The following is a 17978-nucleotide window of genomic DNA, read 5'->3' as shown; positions in this document are numbered from 1 at the left end:
GAGCAGCACGCGTCGCGATCCTGGCGAACCGCCATTGCGGTGTGGTGATGACTGCTCAACCTGCTGCTGGCGTTGATGGCCGAGTGCAGTGTCAGGAGGGCGGCCGAGCGGATGTCGGTCGGGCAGCGGCGATGAGTGCGTCGTTGTCCCGACTGCGGAAGTTCTTCGAGTGTCGACGACCCCGGGCTTGTCGCCTGGTATTCCCAGTTCGCGAGCCGGTGTCCACGCCCGCCGCGCGACCTCCTGAACCGGGACGCCTGTTACCTATTGCCAAACGTAACGTCTCGACCTACAGTGATGCGCAATGTGACCGAGACCACGATGAGGTGGGCATGACTGCGACCCCGTTCCTTGCCGCCCCCGGATTGCCAGGCCGACTCGGCGACGAGGCCCGCTCGCCGGTGAGCGACGAGCGCTTTTCCCCGGCAATGCTCGCCGGCCTCGCTGCCGTCGGACTCGAGGTCACCGGAGCGCCCCCGCCCGTCTCCTCGTCCGACGACCTCGAGACCGTGCTGGCGGCCGTCCGCGCCGCACACGACGGGTTCCAGGCGCTGTACGAGACGATCGACCTGTCACTGCCCGGCGACAGCGAGGACGTCGACGTGAGCACCGCAAGCATCACCGGTGTGGACGGCAACGAGATCACCCTGCACATCTTCCGGCCGCGTGGCGTGGCCGGCCCGTTGCCCGGTGTCGTCTACGCGCACGGCGGCGGCATGACGATCCTGACCACCGACAATCCGGTGCATCGCCGCTGGTGCACCGACGTCGCCCTCGCCGGTGCGATCGTCGTGATGGTCGATTTCCGCAACGCCTGCACCGCGGCGACCCACGACCCCTTCCCCGCCGGGGTCGAGGACTGCCTCACCGGTGCGGTGTGGGTCCACGAGCACAGGGGCGAGCTCGGCCTCTCGTCGGTCGTCATCCAAGGTGAGTCGGGCGGTGGAAACCTGGCGATCGCCACGGCACTGCTCGCGAAGCGGCGGGGGATCGACGTCATCGACGGCGTCTACGCCAGCGTTCCGTACATCAGCGGTGGTTACGGGTGGGACCGCGAACGGCGACTCGCCGAGCTGCCTTCGCTGGTCGAGAACGACGGGTACTTCATCGAGACAGGCATGATGGCTCTCCTCGTCCGTGCCTACGACCCGCACGGCGAGCACACCGAAGACCCCATCGCGTGGCCCTACTACGCCACCGAAGAGGATCTGCGCGGTCTACCGCCGTTCGTGATCTCGGTCAACGAGCTGGATCCACTGCGCGACGAGGGAATTGCCTTCGCCCGCAAGCTCGCGCGAGCCGGCGTCGCGGTGTCGGCACGGGTGAACCTGGGCATCGTCCACGGTGCCGAGGTCATCTTCCGCCACTACGTCGGTGCCAGCACGAAGGCGGCGGTCGCCGACATCGTGGGGTTCGCGAAGCGGGTGCGCGGGAACTGACCTCGTGCGCGAACGCACGTCGACCCGTGAAGGAAGGTCCGTGTCGCACAGTTCACCCGACGCCCGGCTGGAGCAGTCCAGCTCGTTGTGCGAGGTCCTCCTCGCGACCGCTTCCGCGCGACCCGAGCAGCCGGCCCTCCGGTCACACGAGTCGAAGGTCGAGTGGACATACCGCCAGGTGCTGGCCCGCATCGGTGAAGTGGCGAGCCGTCTCCGGGAGCTAGGTGTCGGCCGCGGTGATGTCGTGGCCCTCATGTTGCGCAACCGGCCGGAGTTCCACGTCGTCGACGCCGCTGTCATGTTCCTGGGCGCCGTGCCGTTCAGCCTCTACCACACTTCGCCGGCCGAGCAGCTGAGACACGTCCTCGTCGATTCCGGAGCACGCCTCCTCGTGACGGAACGAACCTTCTCGGGCGTGGTGGAGGCAACCCGGCGACTGGGCACTCCGCTGGAGCAGGTGCTGGTGATCGACGGGCTCGCGCCGGAACTTGCCGCGGACACGACCGATTTCGACTTCTCGTCCGCAGGCGTGGGACCGGACGATCTCCTGACGTTGATCTACACGTCGGGAACCACGGGGCCGCCCAAGGGCGTCGAACTGACGCACCGGGGCATGCTCGAGGAGCTCCGTGGAGTGCATTCGTCCCTGCCACTGAGCGGCGGTGGCCGCCAGATCAGCTTTCTGCCGGCGGCCCACGTGGCCGACCGATGGGCTTCGCACTACTCGGCCTTCATGACCTACGGCAATACGGTGACATCGGTAGCCGATGCGTCCCAGCTGTTCGATGCGATCGCGGAGGTCCGTCCGACGATCTTCGGCGCAGTTCCCCGGATCTGGGAGAAGCTCAAGGTCCGCGCAGAGGAGGAATACGAAGGCGACCTCGTCTCCGACGTACTCGAGAACCCGGCGCTCGCCGCCCACGTCCGCGAACGCCTCGGACTGGACGCTGCCACTTGGGTCAACACCGGCGCTGCGCCCACACCGCCGAGTGTCGTGGAGTTCTTCGACGCCCTCGGTCTTCCGCTCTGCGAGGTGCTGGGGATGTCGGAGCTGTCCTGTCTGGTCACGATCAGCACGCCGGCCAGCCGGCGGCCGGGAAGCGTCGGCAAGCCGTTGAGCGGCGTCGAACTCGCGCTCGCCGACGACGGTGAGCTTCTCGTTCGAAGCGCTCAAGTCATGCGCCGCTACCGTGGCCTGCCCGAGAAGACGGCGGAAGCGATCGACGCGAACGGCTGGTTCCACACAGGTGACGTCGCCCGGATCGACGGCGACGGATTCGTGTGGATCGTCGACCGCAAGAAGGAGCTCATCATCAACGCGGCCGGCAAGAACATGTCTCCGGCCAACATCGAGATGGCAGTGCTCGCCGCTGGTCGTGCGATCAGCCAGGTGTGCGTCATCGGAGATCGGCGCCCCTACAACGTGTGCCTGGTCGTGCCGAATCGTGCGGCGTTCGGCCCCGGCGACACCGACGCGGCGGTGTCAGCTGCCGTCCAGGCACAGATCGACGCCGCGAACGCGGGTCTCGCTCGCGTCGAGCAGATCAAGAAGTTCGCCGTCCTGGACGCCGAGTGGCTGCCCGGCCACGAGCTCACACCCACGATGAAGCTGCGCCGCCGAGTGATCGATGACAGGTATTCGGGCGTGATCGAGGGCCTCTACCGCGACGGTGGGCTTGCGTGATGGTGGCCGGGCAGGCCGACCGGAACACGTCGGCCTGCGCGCCTGCTATCCGCGGGGAACCGTCTCCAGGACGAATCCCCGGGGCGGCCCGGACGGCGCGGCCTTCGCCTCCGCGCCGAACCGATCGGCGATGATCTCGGTCGTGCCGGCCTCGATCCCGTCGAGCGCGTCCGGACGATGTCCACCGGATCGTGCATCACCGCGTCGCTCGCGTACGTGCGCATGGTCTCGGTCGCGGTGGGGCCGAAGACCACGCCTCTGACGAGCGTGCCCTGACCGGCCGGCTCGAGCCGGACGCCGTTCGTCAGGCTCCACTCCGCGGACTCGGCGACGGCGTAGGCGTTGTTTCCGTCGTAGCTCAGCCACGACAGGTTCGACAGCACGTTGAGGATCGCGCCGCCGCCGTTGCTGCCCAGCACAGGCGCGAAGGCCCGGATCATCGCCAGGGTGCCGTAGAAGATCCCCGTCGACGAGGTTGACTCCGCAGGAGATTCCGGCGTTGTTGACCAGCAGGGTGACGTCCCCGGCCACGGCGGCGGCCGCCGCGACCGACGCGGGGTCGGTGACGTCCAGCGGCAGCACCTCGACGCCCGGAAGATCGACCATCTCCGGCCGTCGTGCCGTGGCGTGGACCTTGACCGCTCCCCGCTCCAGCAGTTCCCGGGCGAAATGCGTGCCGAGGTCCCGGTTGGCTCCGGTGACGAGTGCGCCTGCGACGCGGCGGGCGCAGCGCGTGCCCGCGAGTCCGGCGAGACGGTCACGATCGGGTCGGCGCCGGCGCGGACCCGATCGTGACCATTCACTACGACCACGACCCGGCGGTGCGCACCCAGGTGCTCCGGGCGCTTCCTCCGCTGGTCCACGTGCGCGCCGATGCCGGCGCGGCGTGTTTCGACGATGCGGTGCGCCTGCTCGGCCGCGAACTCGCCCACCCACAGCCGGCGACGGCCGCCGTGCTGAACAGCCTCGCCGACGTCATGCTGATCCAGGTGCTGCGGGCCTGGCTGGCGACCTGGCCCGCCGAGCAGCGCGGGACGTGGCTCGGCATGCTGGCCGATCCGGTCGTCGGGGAGGCGCTGGAACGTTATCCATCGTGAGCCGTCCCGGCCGTGGACCGCGACCACCCTGGCGTCGGCGATCTCGGTGTCCCGCGCGACGCTCGCTCGCAGGTTTCCGGCTGCGATCGGGCAGAGTCCCGGGGCTTACCTGACGCAGTGGCGGATGGACTTCGCCGCGGTCCGGCTGCGCGACACTATTCACCCGGGAGTGAGCGGCAGGTTCGGCTGGCCGACCGCATCCCGCTCAAGCGGTTCGGCCGAGCCCAGGGAGATCGCGGAGATGATGCTCTTCCTCGCCTCCGACGCCTCGTCCTACATCACCGGCGCCGACTTCCCGGGCGACGGCGGCCTCCCGCTGGCCGTTCGCCGACCACTGGTGCGCCGGCGGGTCGTGCCGCTCGGTCCGGGTGCCGGACTGTACAAAAAGGAGCGTGGGTGCGACGGTCTGGTGGCCCGCCAGGCGGGACCGCCCCGTCCGCCCCGTCGCCGCACTGAGCGCCAGTCCACGTCGGCCGAGCGGGTTCCGGCTCGTCGCCTGGAGACGCAGGTGGGTGGGCTGCGCGCCTTGCGACGTGGGGCACGGGCGAGCTGCGTTGCCCGCAGGCGGGTATACGAGGATTCTGCGTTGGCTGGTCATGCACGTGCTCGAACACGCGCGCAGTCGAGCTGTGGTTTCACGCTGCTGGGCCGCGCTGAGGCAGGACAGTAACGTCGACCGGGGCGGTGGGGGAGAAGCTCACCCGGTCTGGTCCTTGCCCGTGCTCGCGGCCAGCTCGGTGTCGACCCCGAGCGGGCCGAGCAGCGAGGCGCCGCCTGGTGAGTCGAGGGGCTCGGTCCTGCCGGGCAGTGGCTCGGCGAAGAACCGGGCATTGTCCTCGGCCCATTCGGGAGCGTCGGGCGGCGGTCCCTTCGTGATGGCGTCGACCGGGCAGGCCGGCAGGCAGTTCCCGCACTCGATGCATTCCAGGGGGTTGATGTAGCGCTTGCGGGCGCCCTCGTAGATGCAGTCCACGGGGCAGGCGTCGACGCACGACCCGTCCAGTTCGTCGACGCATGGCGCGCCGATCACGTATGGCATGGGTGGTCTTCCTTTCCACAGCGCGTCACGCGATTCGCGCCGCGTCCATCAGTTCGGTGGAGTGGCCGGGGAACACTGCCTCACCAGGGCGCAGTGCCGCTGCCAGGTTGTTGATCGCGGTCGCGGCTTCACCGAAGCCGACGGCCATGATGCGCACCTTGCCGGGGTGCGCGGTCACGTCGCCGATCGCGTAGACGCCGGGAACGGTGGTGGACATCCGCTCGTCGACCACGATCTGGCGGCCTGTCAGCTCGAAGCCCCACGAGGCGAGGGGACCGAGATCGGCGGTGTGGCCCAGGGCGGCGATCAGGGCGTCGGTGGGGAGCTGCTGCTCGTCGCCGTCCCGTCCGCGCACGGTGACCGCCTCGAGCCGGCCGTCGCCGTGTGTGGCGACCACGTCGGCATCGAGGATGATGCGGGCGTCGGTCTGCTGCAGCCGGCTGACCGACCGCGCGTGAGCGCGGAGGGTGCGGCGCCGGTGCACCACGGTCAGCGAGCGGGCGACCGGCGCCACCATCAACGACCAGTCCACGGCGCTGTCGCCGCCGCCGACGATCACGACGTCCCGGGCGTGGTAGTCGGTCAGGTCGCCGAGGGAGTAGCTGACCCCGCGACCGAGATGCGGCTCTGCCGCGTCGAGGCGACGGGGCCGGAAGCTGCCGATCCCGGCGGCGACGACAACCCCGTCGGCGTGGACTCTCCGCCCACTGCTGGTTGTGACGGTGAACCGGCGTTCCCCGCCGGCCGGGTTCCGATCCAAGGTGGTGGCCTGTTCGCCGAGCACCCAGGTGGGAGCCGCGACCTCGGCCTGGGTGACCAGCGCCTCCGTCAGTGCGGCGCCGGTCACCTCCGGCAGGCCGGCGACGTCGTACACCGGCTTCTGCGGGTACAGGGCCATCAACTGGCCACCCGGTTCGGGCAGCGAGTCGAGCAGCACCACGGACAGCTCCCGCAGGCCCGCGTAGTACGAGGCGAACAGGCCACTCGGGCCCGCACCGACGATCAGGACATCGGCGTCGAGATCGGCGGTGCTCATCGCCCCGGGGTCCCGAAAACGTCGGCGAGGAGCGACGTGGCCTGCTGCCACGCCTGCCGCGCCGCGGCCTCGTGGTACATCGCGGGGCGAGCGTCGCAGTGGAAGGCGTGCCCCGCGCCGGGGAACACCGCCATCCGCAGGTCCACCCCGGTGCGCCGGGCAGCGCTGGAGATCGCCTCGCGGTGGTCGACCGGGATGGTGGGGTCCTGGTCCCCGACGATCATGAGCACGGGTCCGGTGATGTTGTCGATGCGATCGAGCACCGCGTGCGGCCCGGTGACCACGCCGGGGCCGTAGAAGGCGACGGTGGCGCCGAGTCCCAGCGTGGTGGTCGCCGCGGTGAACGCCGCCCGGCCGCCGAAGCAGAAGCCGAGGACGGCGGTGCGCTGGACCGGGATGTTCTCCTTTTCGTCGAGGTGTTCCAGCACGGCGACGACGTCGGTGTCGATCTGGTCCGGCGTGATCGCGTCGATCAGCGCCATCGCCTTCTCGCGGTCGGCGTAGTCGACCGTGCCGCCACCGGTGCGGTGGAACAGTTCCGGTGCCAGTGCGAGGTAGCCTTCCGCGGCGACGCGGCGCGTGACGTCCTGGATGTGGTCGTTGACGCCGAACGCCTCCTGCAGGACCAGGACCGCGGCGGGCGGGGTGACGGGGTGCTCCGGGCGCACGCGGTAGACGCGCATCGGACCGTCGCTGGTGGACAGCTCCAGCCAGTCGCCCAGGGGTTCGGAGGTGGTCATGTCGGTGTTCTCCTTCTTCGGGCGCTCAGGCCCACATCAGGGCGCCGGCGGCTGATGCGCCGTCGCCGAGCGCCGCGTAGGTGGCTTCGGCGGCGGGGTGCAGCGGAACGGGCGTGCTCGCGATCGCCTTCGGGTCGAGCGGGTAGCTGACCGGGCTGCGGTCCGGGGGCAAGTGGCGGTACTGGACTTCCAGCGCCTCCCGGGTCGCCACCAGGCACCAGGCGATCATCGAGGCGATGTCGTCGGGAAGGTCCGCCCGGCACACGAGCAGGAAGTCGGAGAACTCCAGCGCCTCCAGGTCGTGATCCAGACCGGGCAGATAGCCGGCGGGCACGGTGGCGGTGGGCCAGTGCCAGTCGGCGAACGCCGCGACCACCGCGGGATCGACGTCGAGGTAGGTGACCGGCCTGTGCTCGGCCACCCGTTGCCAGGCGGGGGTCATGATCGCCTCGTGGATGAGGACGTTGGCTCCGCCGTCGCGGAACGCGGCGATCGCCGGGAACGGCCGTTCCGCGTAGAGCATCGACCCACCCGCCTGCTCGAGGCGTTCCGGTGTGATGCCGTGCGCGCCGAGCAACCGGTGCGCGGCGGCCCCGATCAGGTTGACCCCGTCGTCGGGGCTGGTCGCGATGCGCAGCGACGGCAGCAACTCCGCCAGCTCACCCGTGTGCGAGACGCCGAGCGCGGCGTCGACGCACGTCACCAGGCGATCGCGCTGGGGGAGCGTGCCCAGGGCGCGGAGCCGGTCGGCGCCGGGCACGGCGAGGGGACCGGCTCCGGCCGTGATACCTGCGGCCGCCGCGGTGGGGGTCAGGAGCGCCGCGTCGACGTCCTGCGCGAGCACGGCCCGGACGGCGTCGGTGCCGCCGCGCCCCGACCAGATCCCGAACCGGGATCCCGGCGCCGATCGGTCACCGATCTCCTGGCACAACCAGCCGCAGATGCGGTGCAGGTTCGCCTGGCCCCAGTCGCCCTGGAAGATCAGGGAGATCTCCCGGTCGATGAACGGCTCGGGCGGGGTGGCGTGCTCGGTCACGAGGTGGCCCCGGAGGTCATCGCGGCGAGCTGGGCCTCGTCCAGGGTGTAGTCGATCTCGTGGATGTCGTCGAACGGGAAACCGATCCGCTCGAACTCCTGCTCCACCGCGTCCCGGCTGTCGGCCTCGTAGATGGTGACGATGAATCCCGAGCGCAGGTTGACGAACAGGTTGCGGAAGCGGGCATGCACGCCCTGGGCGACCTCGGGCCCGTAGCCGGCGATCTCGTCGGCCGAGAGCCCGGGCGCCTGGTGGAGGGTGAGGAAGGTGGCCATGGTGTCAGCTCTCTTCGTCGAGTGGTCTGCGGATGAGGTTGGCCGCGGCGGTTCAGGCCGAGGCGAGTTCGTCGCGGAGTTGCCGGGCGACCTCCGGCCAGCCCGCGAAGGGAGCCATGTCGATCAGCGGGTGCCGGGTGCCGCAGGCCGAGCAGGTGCGCAGTGCTTCGTTGTCGTTGAACTCGGCACAAGCGTCGTAGTACGCCTGCTGGGAGATGGTGTCGGCGGTGTCCCACTCGACCCGGTGCACCTCGCCGTCGCAGCCAGGGCAGTACCACGCCACCCCCTCCAGACCGGGGTTGCGCGCTTTGTAGCGGATCTGCACGCCCTCCTCGGTGGGGAGGATCCGGTGCGGAGTGCCCGCGGGGATGTAGACGTGATCGCCGAGTTCCAGGGTGAACCACTTGACCGACGAGTCCTTGAGGTGCACGACGGCGGATCCGGACAGCTGCGCGATCACCGTGTCCTTGCCGCAGAGCAGCCAGAACGGTTGTGCGACCGTGTTGCGCGAGAGGTGGGCCTGCGGGTCCAAAGTGGCCGGCAGTACCGGGGTGTCGGCGTAGTCGCCGAGGTCCTGCGCGGCCTTGAGCCCGTTCAGCATCCGGCGCCTGGCCATCACCGCACCGCCTTCTTCTCGCCGAGCGCGCGGATCGCCGTGCGCAGCGCTTCCTTGGAGCGGTTGGCGGTGCGGGTCTGCTCGACCCACCGCGACCAGCCCCACTTGTGTTCGGGGAACGTGTCGTTGACGTGACCGCACTTCGAGCAGGTCCGCACGGCGTCGTCGTCCATCTGGGCCGCCGCCTCGACGCTGCCCCAGATCGTGCTGAACACCGGGTACTCGTCGTCGTGGCTCCCGCCCCACTGTTCGGGCTTGTGCCCCTCGACGCCCTGCGGCGTCGAGTCGTACTCGAAGCGCAGGAGCTGCTCGTGGCATTCCTGGCAGCGGAAGATGATCGCCTCGCGCTGCTTGTCCTCATCGGACTGGCGCTGGGTGATCGACATGACCGCGTAGGAGTCCGGGTCCTTCGGGTCGCGCAGGAACGAGTTCACGCCGTGCAGCGCCTGGTTGGCGAAGATCTGCCCGGTCTGCAGCATCGCTCCGCTGGCGCCGAAGACGACGGTGAGCTCCTCGACGGTGTTCCAGTGGAAGAAGTGGCCGAACTCGCCGTCGTCCGGGTCCCCGGTGAAGATCGCGCCGCACGGCACGATCGCGCCCGCGTCGTGGTACGGGAACAGGGCCTGCAGCTGGCAGGAGGCGCCTGCCATGCGTTCGAAGACGTTCGCTTTGAGCGGCTCGCGACGGCCGGTGGGCGGCGGAATCCGCGGGGGTGCCGCGGAGCCGGCCGCGGCTGAACTGGTGGTGGACATCGTCGTCTCCAGGATTGGTGTCTGCGGATCGCAGTGACCCGATTATTGTCTTGAGACTCACAATGTGTCAACTAGCTGACAACTGGTCCGCGGTGGACGGCTGTGTGAGGATGTCGTGGTGGGTGATGAAGACTTGACGGCAGCCGGGGACGCGGTCACCCGGCTGGTGCTGACCACGTTCCGGGCCAACGGCGACTTCCTGGCCACCGGTGACCGGCTCACGGCGGAGCAGGAGCTGACCGCCGCGTTGTGGCAGGTGCTGGGCGCGATCTCGCTGGCCGACCGCCCGCTCACCGTCGCGCAGATCGCCCGGCGCATGGGACTGTCCCGGCAGAGCGTGCACGCCTCGGTCCGGCGCCTGGCCCGGCGGGGCCTGGTCGAGTTCGCGCCCAACGAGGATCATCGCCGTTCACCGCTCGTCCGGCGCACCGATGCGGGGGCGACCGCTTACGAGACAGTCGACCGCAAGCGGGTGGCCTGGGCGAACCGGCTCGGCGAGAGCATCCCCCTGGCGGACCTCGAGACGGCCGCGCGGGTTCTGGACGAGTTGTGCCGGCGCCTGGAGGACGGTCCTGAGCACGTTCAGGCCGCCGAGTCGCCTGACTCGGCGGCCTGAACGGCTCGATGGGCATCGTCGTCACCTCACGCCGGAGCACCGCGGTGTGTCGTCGGCCGGTCCGCGGTGGGATCCGCGGGCTCGGTGCCCGGGCGTCCGGCGACGACCTCCTGCAACGCTTCCAGCAGCTCGCTGGGAACACCGCACAGGTCGTCGCCGGTGCCGGGCGTCGTGGCGTCAGCCGGGAGCATGCTGACCGGTCATCAGCTCGGCCAGGTCCTCCGGCTGGAGGAACGACGGCGGCGGCGGGGGACCCCAGTTGAACAGACCCTGCGCGCCTTCCCAGACCTCCGGCTTCCAGATCTCGTCCTCGGGAATGCAGTCCATGTCGGAGTAGTACTCGGAGAAGTTGCCTGCCGGGTCCTTGAGGTACCAGAAGAAGTTCGACCCCGCGTGGTGGCGGCCGAGCCCCCACACGTGCCGCTCGGGATGCCCTTCGAGCATGGCGCAGGCTCCCCGGCCGACGTCGTCGATGTCGTCGACCTGCCAGCTCGTGTGGTGCAGGAAGTTCACCGGCGCGGCCATCGCCAGGACGTTGTGGTGATCGACGGAGCAGCGCATGAACGCGCCCTTGTCGCTGATGTAGTCGCTGACCTTGAACCCGATGCCCTCGGTGAAGAAACCCATGGTCGCTTGCAGGTTCGTCGTGCCGAGCACCGCGTGGCCGAGCTTCTTGGGCTGAACCGGCGTCGTGCGCAGCACGCCGGGGGCGCGGGCTCCGGTGCGCTCCAGGCGGCCAGGGCCGTTGTAGCGGGTTGCCGGCACCGGCTCCTGAACGATGCGGGGCGCGACCTCGACACGGACCACAGCCCCGGTCACCGGTTCCGTGGCGCGCAGGACGTTGCTGTCGAAGTCCCGTGGCACCCCCAGGCGCTCGAGTCGCAGGGCGATCCGGGTGATGTCGTCGGTGTCGTCGACTCCGACGCCGAGCTCGACCAGGCGCCGGTACGGGGTGCGCACGAGGCGCAGCTGCTCGCCGCCGTCCCGGGTGGCGAACACCCCGTCGCCGCGGTGGTCGAGCCCGAACTCGGTGTAGTAGGCCGCGGTGGCGTCGACGTCGGGCACACCGATGGTGACGCTGGTCAGTCTGTGCAGGCCCATGGCTCATGCCTCCGGGGACTCGGTGAAGGTTTGGTTCAGCTCGCCGATGCCCTCGATCCAGCTCCGCAACGTCTCGCCGGGCTTGATGAACCGCTGCGGCTGCCGGCCCTGGCCGACGCCGGCGGGGGTGCCGGTGAAGATCAGGTCCCCCGGGTACAAGACGATCGTCTCCGACAGCTTCGACAGCAGTTCCGCGACCGGGAAGATCAGGTCCCGGGTCCGGCCCTGCTGGACCACCTCGCCGTCGAGCGCGCAGCCCAGTTCGAGGTCGTCCTTGTCGGGCACCGAGTCCGGGGTGACCAGCCAGGGGCCGACCGGAGCGAAGCCGGGAAAGGACTTGCCGAGGCTGAACTGCGGCGCCGGGCCGGCCAGCTGGCTGATCCGCTCGGACAGATCCTGCCCGACCGCGAGGCCGGCGACGTAGTCCCAAGCCTCGGCCGCGTCGATGCCCGCCGCTCGTGCGCCTATCACCACCACGAGCTCGACCTCCCAGTCCGTGTTCCCGCCCGGTGGCAGCACCACCCGGGTGTCCGGTCCGCTGAGGCTGCTGTCGAACTTGGTGAACACCGGCGGCAGCCGGTCCGGGACCGCGAACCCGGACTCGGCGGCGTGCTCGCGGTAGTTGAGCCCCACCGCGACGATCTGCCGGGGCGCCGGCGACGGGGATCCGAGCTGAGTGCGGCTGAAGGCGGTCGCGCCGGTCGTGTCGGCCGATTCGGCCCAGGAGCGGAACCCCTTCCAGTCCTCGTAGATCGCGGGCAGGCCGGGGCCGAACTTGCCGCCGCTGGCGGACTCGACGTCCACACCACGGTCGTCGGCGGTGAGCAGGACAGCGCGTCCGTCCACATTGGCCAGCCTCATGTACGCTCCTCTGTCGATTCGATGGTGCGCCCGCCGTCTGCGAACTGGACGCCGTGCCTGTCGGCGACCATGACGGGGACGTGGCGGGCGATGATGTCCTTGTGTTCCGGGTGGTTCAGGTAGTTCAGCAACGCGTTCTCGGTGTCGAAGATCGCGGCGACCGCGAAGTCCGCGTTTCCCTCGCGCCAGCCGAGGTCGGAACCACAGGCGTACGAGCGGAGGCCGGGGAGGGTCTCCGCGACTTCACGGAGCTCCTCGGCGAGGGCGAAGGCGTCCGCGCGGGTGACGCCGGGTCTGAAGGTGAAGGTGACCACGTGGTGGAACATGTCGCCCTCACACCAGTGGGGTGATGGACTCGTCGACGCCGAGCAGCGCCTTGCCGTACACCTCGTAGCTCACGGCCGGGCTCACGACGGCGTGCCGCGCGGCCGTCGCCGAATCGCGCCAGATGCGCTGCAACGGGTTCACCTCGGCGAAGGATCCGGCGCCGTGGGCGGACAGCAGGATGTCGATGGCGCGGGTGATGCACTCGGCCACGTGCCCGGTGTCCGAGCGCACCCGGGCGCGGGTGAGGAAGTCCGGGTAGACACCGCGGGTGGCGGCCTCGTCGATGTCATCGGCGGCCCGGTAGGCGTGCAGGTGAGCGGTGTCGATGAGCCGCGCCGCTTCGGCGATCTGCAGCTGGAACGCGGTCGAGTCCCGCTGTGCGGTGAAGAAGGTGTAGGAGATCGGCTTCTTCGCCGCCTTGCTGGTCACGAGGTCGAGGGCGGCCCGGCCCATGCCCAGCTGCGGCCCGACCAGCACGAGCGCCAAGACCGGGACGAACGGGGACCGGTACAGCGGTTCGCTGTCCTGGCGTTCGGTCGGGTAGTCGCCGGCGATCGCCTGAGGCACGCGCATCACCCGGTGCTCGGGCACGAACACGTCTTCGGCGACCAGGCAGTTGCTGCCGCTGGACCGCATGCCGGCCACGAACCACGTGTCCTCCAGGTCCATGTCCGCCCGAGGGATCAGGGCCAGGGCCTGGTCCACGACCTCGCCCGACTCGTCGGCCAGCGGAACGCCCAGAACCGCCCACGTCGCGTGCCATGAGCCGGAGTTGTAGTACCACTTTCCGGTCACCCGCCAGCCGCCGTCGACCTTGACCGTCTCGGCGGTGGGAGTGAGCACACCCGACACCTTCGCGTCCGGGTCGTCGCCGAACACGTCGTCCTGGGCCTGAACCGGGAACAGGCTCGTCAGCCAGGCGCAGACGTTGGTCAGCGTCAGCACCCACGAGGTCCCGCCATCGGCCTCCGCGACGGCGGCCGAAACGTCCAGCATGGTGCGCATCGAGGTCTCGTACCCGCCGTAGCGCTTGGGCGTGGCGAGCTTGAAGAGACCGGCGTCGGTCATGGCCTGGATGCTCTCCTCGACGACCCTCCGGTCGGCTTCCCCGGCGGCAGCGTTCTTGCTCAGCAACGGTTTGAGCTCGCGTGCGCGGGCCACGAGTTCCGAAGCGCCGGGAACGGTCACAACCGGCGAAGTGGTCTGGGCTGTCATGCGGTTCTCCTGGGTGTTACCGGTGGATGCTGTTCAGCTGGACAGTGCGGCGATGTGATCGGCGATGGGCCGCCGCGGCCGGCTGCTGAACCGGGAATGGGTGCCGAAGGTGCGGTGGCCGTACACGAGCGGAGCGACCTGGACGGACGAAGCGTGGGTGACGAGGCCGATCAGGAGGAGGTGATCCCCGGCTTCGACCGTCTGCGAAAGGTCGCACGCAGCCCAGCCCGCGGCACCGTCGAGGCGGGGCAGGCCGCCGGAGCTGGACCACCCGACGGCGGCGAACCTGTCCAGGCCGCGGCGCGCGAACGCCGCGGCCGTGTCCTCCTGTGCGGAGCTCAGCACGTTGACGCCGAACCGCCGGGTCTCCAGGATCCGGGACAGCAGGGCAGATCGCCGGTCGAGGGCGATCGATAGCAGTGCGGGCCGCAGCGAGACCGAGGCCAGCGAGCTCACCGTCGCACCGTGCGGGCCGTCGTCGTCGGAAGTCGTGACCACAGTGACCGGGGCGCAGACCCCTGCCATGAGATCGCGGAAGTGCTGATCGAGCACGATTGCCTCCGTTGGCAAATCCACCATGCTGAATTCTGATGGCCAGTCTGGGAGGAGGGCTGTTCATCTGTCAACCGGTCTGGCAGAATTCGCCATGTTGGATTTGGCTGCAACGTGGTCGAAGGGGTTTGCCTGCGATGACCTCGGATATCCCTGCCCTGCGCAGGGAGGACTGGGAACCCCGCCGTTGGCGCAACCTGACCCGTCCGGAACGCGCCGCGGAGGAGATCGCCGCCCTGGTGGCCGGTCTGCAGCCGGGGGACCGCCTGGGCACCAAGGAGGAGATCCGGGCGCATTGCGGAGTGTCCGTCGGCACCTTCAACGAGGCACTGCGGCTCGTCCAGCAGCGCGGGCTCGTGCGCGTGAAGTCCGGACCAGGCGGGGGACTGTTCGCCGACCAGCAGTCGCCTCTGGTCCGGCTCGGCAACTCGATGCTCGCTGTCGATCACGACGCCGCGTCGGTGGCCGACGCCATCCGTCTGCGCGACGCGCTCGACCCGCTGCTCGTCGAGGACGCCCTCAAGTACGCCTCGGCGCAAGACATCGCCGCGATGCGCGCCGAGCTCCGGAAGATGAAGTCCGCGGCCGACGAGTGTGACGGGACCGCCTTCATCCGCGCCAACTGGGCACTCCACGCTCGCATCGCCGAGGTCAGTCCCAGCCCGATCCTGCGCCCGCTCTACCTCAGCCTGCTCGAGATGGTCGAGTCGCACCTGCTCTCGGTGCTGCCCACCGGTGAGCAACCGCTGCCGGAGTTCATCCAGGAACGCTACGAACTGCACGTGGCGCTCGTCGACGCCATCGCCGCCGGCGACGTGAAAGCACTCGACGTCATCGCCGAGCACAACACGACCACCCGCCTGTCGCACCGCGCCGGGCCGGCATCGCACTGAGCTCCGCGTAATTCCGGGAGCGGCGTCACCGTGCCGTCCCCGTGCCCCGCCCTGCCCACCGGAAAGGAGTCTGCGGCAATGGCGCTTGCGGACGAGATCACGAACCAGCGGGTTCACGAAGACATCGCTCGTGAACGACGAGCCGTGTTGTCGAGTTATCTCGGCAGCACGATCGAGTACTACGACTTCGCCCTCTACGCGACAGCCTCCTCCGTGGTGTTCGGACCGGTGTTCTTCTCCGGGCTGGACCCGCTCGTCGCGACGGTCGCTTCGTACGGGACCCTGGCAGCCGGGTTCGTCGCCCGCCCGCTCGGCGGCTTGGTGTTCGGGCACTTCGGGGATCTTCTCGGCCGCAAGAGGATGCTCGTCGTCTCGATGACCGCGATGGGAGTGGCCTCCACCCTCATCGGTGTGGTGCCCGCGATCCCCGTGTGGGGGCCGCTGCTGCTCGTGCTGCTGCGGGTGGTTCAGGGGGTCGCCATCGGCGGGGAGTGGGGCGGCGCGGCTCTGCTGTCGGCCGAGCACGCCCGCGGAGATCGCCGCGGTATGGCTGCCTCGTTCACCATGGCCGGTGCCCCCACGGGAACTGTGCTGGGAGCTGTCGCGCTCGCGCTCGCCGGGCTGCTGCCCAAGGACGACTTCCTCGGGTGGGGGTGGCGGATTCCGTTCCTGTGCTCGGCCTTGCTGCTCGCGGTCGGGCTGTTCGTTCGGGTGAAGGTCGCCGAAAGCCCGGCATTCGAGGCGGCGTCGCGGAGCCAGGCCCCAGGCCGCCGTTTCCCCTTGGTTGAAGTCCTGCGCCGGCCCCGTGCCGTCATCGTGGTCTGCCTGACGTGCCTCGCCGGGTTCGCGATCCAGGCCGTGTTCGCCACCTATGGCATCACCTATTCCGTGGCACACGGACTGTCGAGGTCGGAAGCGCTGCTCGCGTTCGCGATCTCCCAGGCGCTGGCCATCGCCGGCATCCTGGGTGCGGCCTGGCTGTCGGACCGTCACGGCCGGCGGCCGGTCATGCTCGCCGGGCTGGTGGCGATGATCGTCCTGGTCCACCCCGTGTTCGCGCTGCTCGCCTCGGGCGGCTTCTTCCTCGTCCTGGCCGGTCTCGTGCTGGCGCTGGCGCTGTGCCAGAGCGTGGCGTTCGGGCCGGTGGCCGCTTTCATCAGCGAACAGTTCCCGGCGCGCGTCCGGTACACCGGGGTGTCGCTCGGGTACCAGACCGCCAGCGTGCTCGGCGCCGGGACCACCCCGCTGATCGTGTCGTCGCTGGCCGTCGCCGGAGGCGGTTCGATCGTGGGGATCATGTTCTTCCTGGCCGGCCTGTGCGTGGTGAGCGGCCTGGTGATCGTGCTGTTCGCCCGGGAGAGCAGGAACGCGGACATCCGGTCGTGACAGGCGGGTGCCCGGTCCGGCGAGACGGTGCAGGGGATCACCGGCCGGAGCCTGCGCGCCGGTGATCCCCTGCCGGGCAAGAGCGGTCCGCGCCCGGGGGCGACTCGGGCGCGGACCGCTCGGAAGCTGACCTGACGTGGTGCTCGGACCCGGTCAGGCGACGCAGACGCCGGGCACGGCGATGCGGGTGAACAGGTGCGGCGAGATCGTGCACGTGTCGGGGTAGCGCGCGATGAGGCTCTGGAACTCCTCCGAGGCGAACGCTTTCGCGATGGCCTGGGCGTTCTCCCAGAGGGCGATGTTCACGAAGCTGGTGCTGCCTTCGGTGCCCTTGTGCATCTGCGCCCCGAGGCAACCGTGGTCGAGCATGAACGCGGCGTCTTTCTGCCACAGCTCCAGGAAATCGGGTTCGAACTCGGGTGGGACGGAGAACCGGTTGATCAGGACGACCGGGTGGGAATCGGCGCTCGCGAGCTGTTGGCGGAACGTGGTGGACGGGTCCATTTCGACGATCTTCACAGGGTTGTTCCTCTCGGTGCGATCCTGTCGCCCGGTGCTGTCCGGACGAGGTAGTCGTAGCCGGCACTGAGCTGGCCGGGGTTCCAGATCTGCTCGTTCTTGAACGCGACCTCGGCCTCGTCCGACCAGGTCCGGAGACCGCCGGCCGCCATGGCCATGAGCTGGGTGCGGCACGCTCGTTCGAGCAGGACGGCGTACATCACCGCGGTGGGCGCGTCCGGGCCCGCCGTGACGGCGCCGTGGTGGGGCATCAGTGCGCCGTTGGCGTCACCCAGCGTCTCGGCCAGCGCGCGTCCGAGATCCCTGCTGGCGACGAGAGCGCCGGTCCGGGTGAACCGCGGCAGCTTCGCGAACGGAACCCCGTCGTGGGAGACCGCCCGCAGCGGTTCGTTGAGAGAGGCGAACGCCGCGAGTGCCGGGGCGTGCGTGTGGACGACGCAGCCGACGTCGGGGCGCAGCGCCATGATCTCGGTGTGGATCGGGTACTCGATGTGCCGTTTCCCCGCTCCGTCGAGGACCTCGCCGGTCGGGGCGACCAGGACTACCCGCTCGGCGTCCACTTCTTCGAAACCCCAGCCGGAGGCCTTCATCCATACCCCGCGGCCGGCGGGATCACGCACGGAGGCGTGTCCCCAAACCATGTCTGTCAGCCCGGCGACGGCGAGGGCACGGCTGGCGGCTGCCACTTCGTCGCGCAGTCTCGCCGGATCAGCCGGTCCCTGATGATCTGCAGTGTGGGTCATGTCCTCGGTCTTCGTGTTCGGTCACCTGGTGAAGTCCCGGATGACCCAGTT

At 69.7% G+C, this 17978-nt stretch carries 23 protein-coding genes and 1 pseudogene; 7 read left to right on the top strand and 17 right to left on the bottom strand.

Annotation, left to right across the window (positions count from 1 at the left end):
- Window positions 1–218 precede the first annotated feature (218 nt).
- Complete coding sequence (locus AMY39116_RS41900) at window positions 219–1439, top strand: alpha/beta hydrolase fold domain-containing protein (RefSeq protein ID WP_162146019.1); 1221 nt, start codon at window positions 219–221, stop codon at window positions 1437–1439.
- Window positions 1440–1479: 40 nt separating this feature from the next.
- On the top strand, window positions 1480–3123 hold the full coding sequence (locus AMY39116_RS0300905; protein WP_020415825.1) for a long-chain fatty acid--CoA ligase: 1644 nt from the start codon (window positions 1480–1482) through the stop codon (window positions 3121–3123).
- On the opposite strand, the gene AMY39116_RS47270 is transcribed toward AMY39116_RS0300905, so the two are convergent.
- Both AMY39116_RS47270 and AMY39116_RS48020 read right to left on the bottom strand, forming a co-directional pair.
- Window positions 3099–3563 carry a hypothetical protein gene (locus tag AMY39116_RS47270; RefSeq protein WP_027935527.1) on the bottom strand — a complete coding sequence of 155 codons (465 nt, stop codon included), beginning with the start codon at window positions 3561–3563 and terminating at the stop codon, window positions 3099–3101. The two genes, AMY39116_RS0300905 and AMY39116_RS47270, sit on opposite strands and share 25 nt — an antisense overlap.
- Before the next feature lie 97 nt (window positions 3564–3660).
- A pseudogene (locus AMY39116_RS48020) lies at window positions 3661–3777 on the bottom strand (short-chain dehydrogenase); the annotation flags it as partial.
- Window positions 3778–3914: 137 nt separating this feature from the next.
- Here AMY39116_RS48020 and AMY39116_RS47065 point away from each other — a divergent pair.
- Together AMY39116_RS47065 and AMY39116_RS48015 are read left to right on the top strand one after the other, a co-directional pair.
- Window positions 3915–4220, top strand: coding sequence for a cupin domain-containing protein (locus AMY39116_RS47065; protein WP_020415822.1), 306 nt, complete (start codon window positions 3915–3917; stop codon window positions 4218–4220).
- Window positions 4221–4344: 124 nt separating this feature from the next.
- Window positions 4345–4890: an SDR family oxidoreductase gene (locus AMY39116_RS48015; protein WP_157358341.1), complete on the top strand. Its 546-nt coding sequence runs from the start codon at window positions 4345–4347 to the stop codon at window positions 4888–4890.
- Window positions 4891–4917: 27 nt separating this feature from the next.
- Here AMY39116_RS48015 and AMY39116_RS0300885 read toward each other — a convergent pair whose 3' ends face one another.
- Genes AMY39116_RS0300885 through AMY39116_RS0300855 form a run of 7 tightly spaced genes read right to left on the bottom strand, consistent with a single transcriptional unit; the run spans window position 4918 to window position 9714 of the window.
- Complete coding sequence (locus tag AMY39116_RS0300885; RefSeq protein WP_020415821.1) at window positions 4918–5259, bottom strand: 4Fe-4S binding protein; 342 nt, start codon at window positions 5257–5259, stop codon at window positions 4918–4920.
- Between the two features lie 25 nt (window positions 5260–5284).
- Entirely contained in the window at window positions 5285–6295 is a 1011-nt protein-coding gene (locus AMY39116_RS0300880; protein ID WP_020415820.1) for an NAD(P)/FAD-dependent oxidoreductase, read from the bottom strand.
- Entirely contained in the window at window positions 6292–7035 is a 744-nt protein-coding gene (locus AMY39116_RS0300875; protein WP_020415819.1) for a dienelactone hydrolase family protein, read from the bottom strand. The genes AMY39116_RS0300880 and AMY39116_RS0300875 overlap by 4 nt, the downstream gene beginning before the upstream one ends.
- Before the next feature lie 25 nt (window positions 7036–7060).
- Window positions 7061–8071, bottom strand: a complete 1011-nt coding sequence (locus AMY39116_RS0300870) for a TAXI family TRAP transporter solute-binding subunit (RefSeq protein ID WP_020415818.1) — start codon at window positions 8069–8071, stop codon at window positions 7061–7063.
- Window positions 8068–8346, bottom strand: coding sequence for a hypothetical protein (locus AMY39116_RS46530; RefSeq protein WP_020415817.1), 279 nt, complete (start codon window positions 8344–8346; stop codon window positions 8068–8070). Before AMY39116_RS46530 ends, AMY39116_RS0300870 begins: the two co-directional genes overlap by 4 nt.
- A gap of 52 nt (window positions 8347–8398) precedes the next feature.
- On the bottom strand, window positions 8399–8962 hold the full coding sequence (locus tag AMY39116_RS44525) for a hypothetical protein (protein WP_027935526.1): 564 nt from the start codon (window positions 8960–8962) through the stop codon (window positions 8399–8401).
- The gene (locus tag AMY39116_RS0300855) at window positions 8962–9714 is read right to left on the bottom strand and encodes a hypothetical protein (RefSeq protein ID WP_020415815.1); all 753 of its coding nucleotides are present in this window, start codon (window positions 9712–9714) and stop codon (window positions 8962–8964) included. Before AMY39116_RS0300855 ends, AMY39116_RS44525 begins: the two co-directional genes overlap by 1 nt.
- A gap of 118 nt (window positions 9715–9832) precedes the next feature.
- Between AMY39116_RS0300855 and AMY39116_RS0300850 the strand changes: the two genes are divergently transcribed.
- Entirely contained in the window at window positions 9833–10330 is a 498-nt protein-coding gene (locus AMY39116_RS0300850; RefSeq protein ID WP_020415814.1) for a MarR family winged helix-turn-helix transcriptional regulator, read from the top strand.
- Window positions 10331–10356: 26 nt separating this feature from the next.
- Here AMY39116_RS0300850 and AMY39116_RS45910 read toward each other — a convergent pair whose 3' ends face one another.
- From AMY39116_RS45910 to AMY39116_RS0300820, 6 genes are read right to left on the bottom strand one after another with little or no spacing between them, the layout of a single operon-like run.
- Window positions 10357–10521 (bottom strand): hypothetical protein, encoded by a 165-nt coding sequence (locus tag AMY39116_RS45910; protein ID WP_020415813.1) that lies wholly within the window; start codon window positions 10519–10521, stop codon window positions 10357–10359.
- Window positions 10508–11431, bottom strand: coding sequence for a VOC family protein (locus AMY39116_RS0300840; protein WP_020415812.1), 924 nt, complete (start codon window positions 11429–11431; stop codon window positions 10508–10510). The genes AMY39116_RS45910 and AMY39116_RS0300840 overlap by 14 nt, the downstream gene beginning before the upstream one ends.
- Before the next feature lie 3 nt (window positions 11432–11434).
- A complete protein-coding gene (locus AMY39116_RS0300835; protein ID WP_020415811.1) occupies window positions 11435–12292 on the bottom strand; it encodes a fumarylacetoacetate hydrolase family protein in 858 nt (285 codons plus the stop codon).
- Window positions 12289–12618 carry a Dabb family protein gene (locus AMY39116_RS41885; RefSeq protein ID WP_020415810.1) on the bottom strand — a complete coding sequence of 110 codons (330 nt, stop codon included), beginning with the start codon at window positions 12616–12618 and terminating at the stop codon, window positions 12289–12291. The genes AMY39116_RS0300835 and AMY39116_RS41885 overlap by 4 nt, the downstream gene beginning before the upstream one ends.
- Window positions 12619–12625: 7 nt before the next feature.
- The gene (locus AMY39116_RS0300825; protein WP_027935525.1) at window positions 12626–13834 is read right to left on the bottom strand and encodes an acyl-CoA dehydrogenase family protein; all 1209 of its coding nucleotides are present in this window, start codon (window positions 13832–13834) and stop codon (window positions 12626–12628) included.
- Between the two features lie 33 nt (window positions 13835–13867).
- The gene (locus AMY39116_RS0300820; protein ID WP_020415808.1) at window positions 13868–14386 is read right to left on the bottom strand and encodes a flavin reductase family protein; all 519 of its coding nucleotides are present in this window, start codon (window positions 14384–14386) and stop codon (window positions 13868–13870) included.
- A gap of 137 nt (window positions 14387–14523) precedes the next feature.
- Here AMY39116_RS0300820 and AMY39116_RS41880 point away from each other — a divergent pair, with 137 nt between their 5' ends.
- Both AMY39116_RS41880 and AMY39116_RS0300810 read left to right on the top strand, forming a co-directional pair.
- Window positions 14524–15279 (top strand): FadR/GntR family transcriptional regulator, encoded by a 756-nt coding sequence (locus AMY39116_RS41880; protein ID WP_020415807.1) that lies wholly within the window; start codon window positions 14524–14526, stop codon window positions 15277–15279.
- 144 nt (window positions 15280–15423) lie between these two features.
- Window positions 15424–16665, top strand: a complete 1242-nt coding sequence (locus AMY39116_RS0300810) for an MFS transporter (protein ID WP_304413070.1) — start codon at window positions 15424–15426, stop codon at window positions 16663–16665.
- Between the two features lie 153 nt (window positions 16666–16818).
- Here AMY39116_RS0300810 and AMY39116_RS0300805 read toward each other — a convergent pair whose 3' ends face one another.
- Entirely contained in the window at window positions 16819–17184 is a 366-nt protein-coding gene (locus AMY39116_RS0300805) for an antibiotic biosynthesis monooxygenase (protein ID WP_020415805.1), read from the bottom strand.
- Window positions 17181–17927, bottom strand: coding sequence for a class II aldolase/adducin family protein (locus AMY39116_RS41875; protein ID WP_051123450.1), 747 nt, complete (start codon window positions 17925–17927; stop codon window positions 17181–17183). Before AMY39116_RS41875 ends, AMY39116_RS0300805 begins: the two co-directional genes overlap by 4 nt.
- Window positions 17928–17978: the final 51 nt, after the last annotated feature.

This window comes from Amycolatopsis sp. ATCC 39116, from assembly GCF_000231075.2.
GTDB lineage: Bacteria > Actinomycetota > Actinomycetes > Mycobacteriales > Pseudonocardiaceae > Amycolatopsis_E > Amycolatopsis_E tucumanensis.
This window is presented reverse-complemented; position numbering and strand designations above follow the sequence as displayed.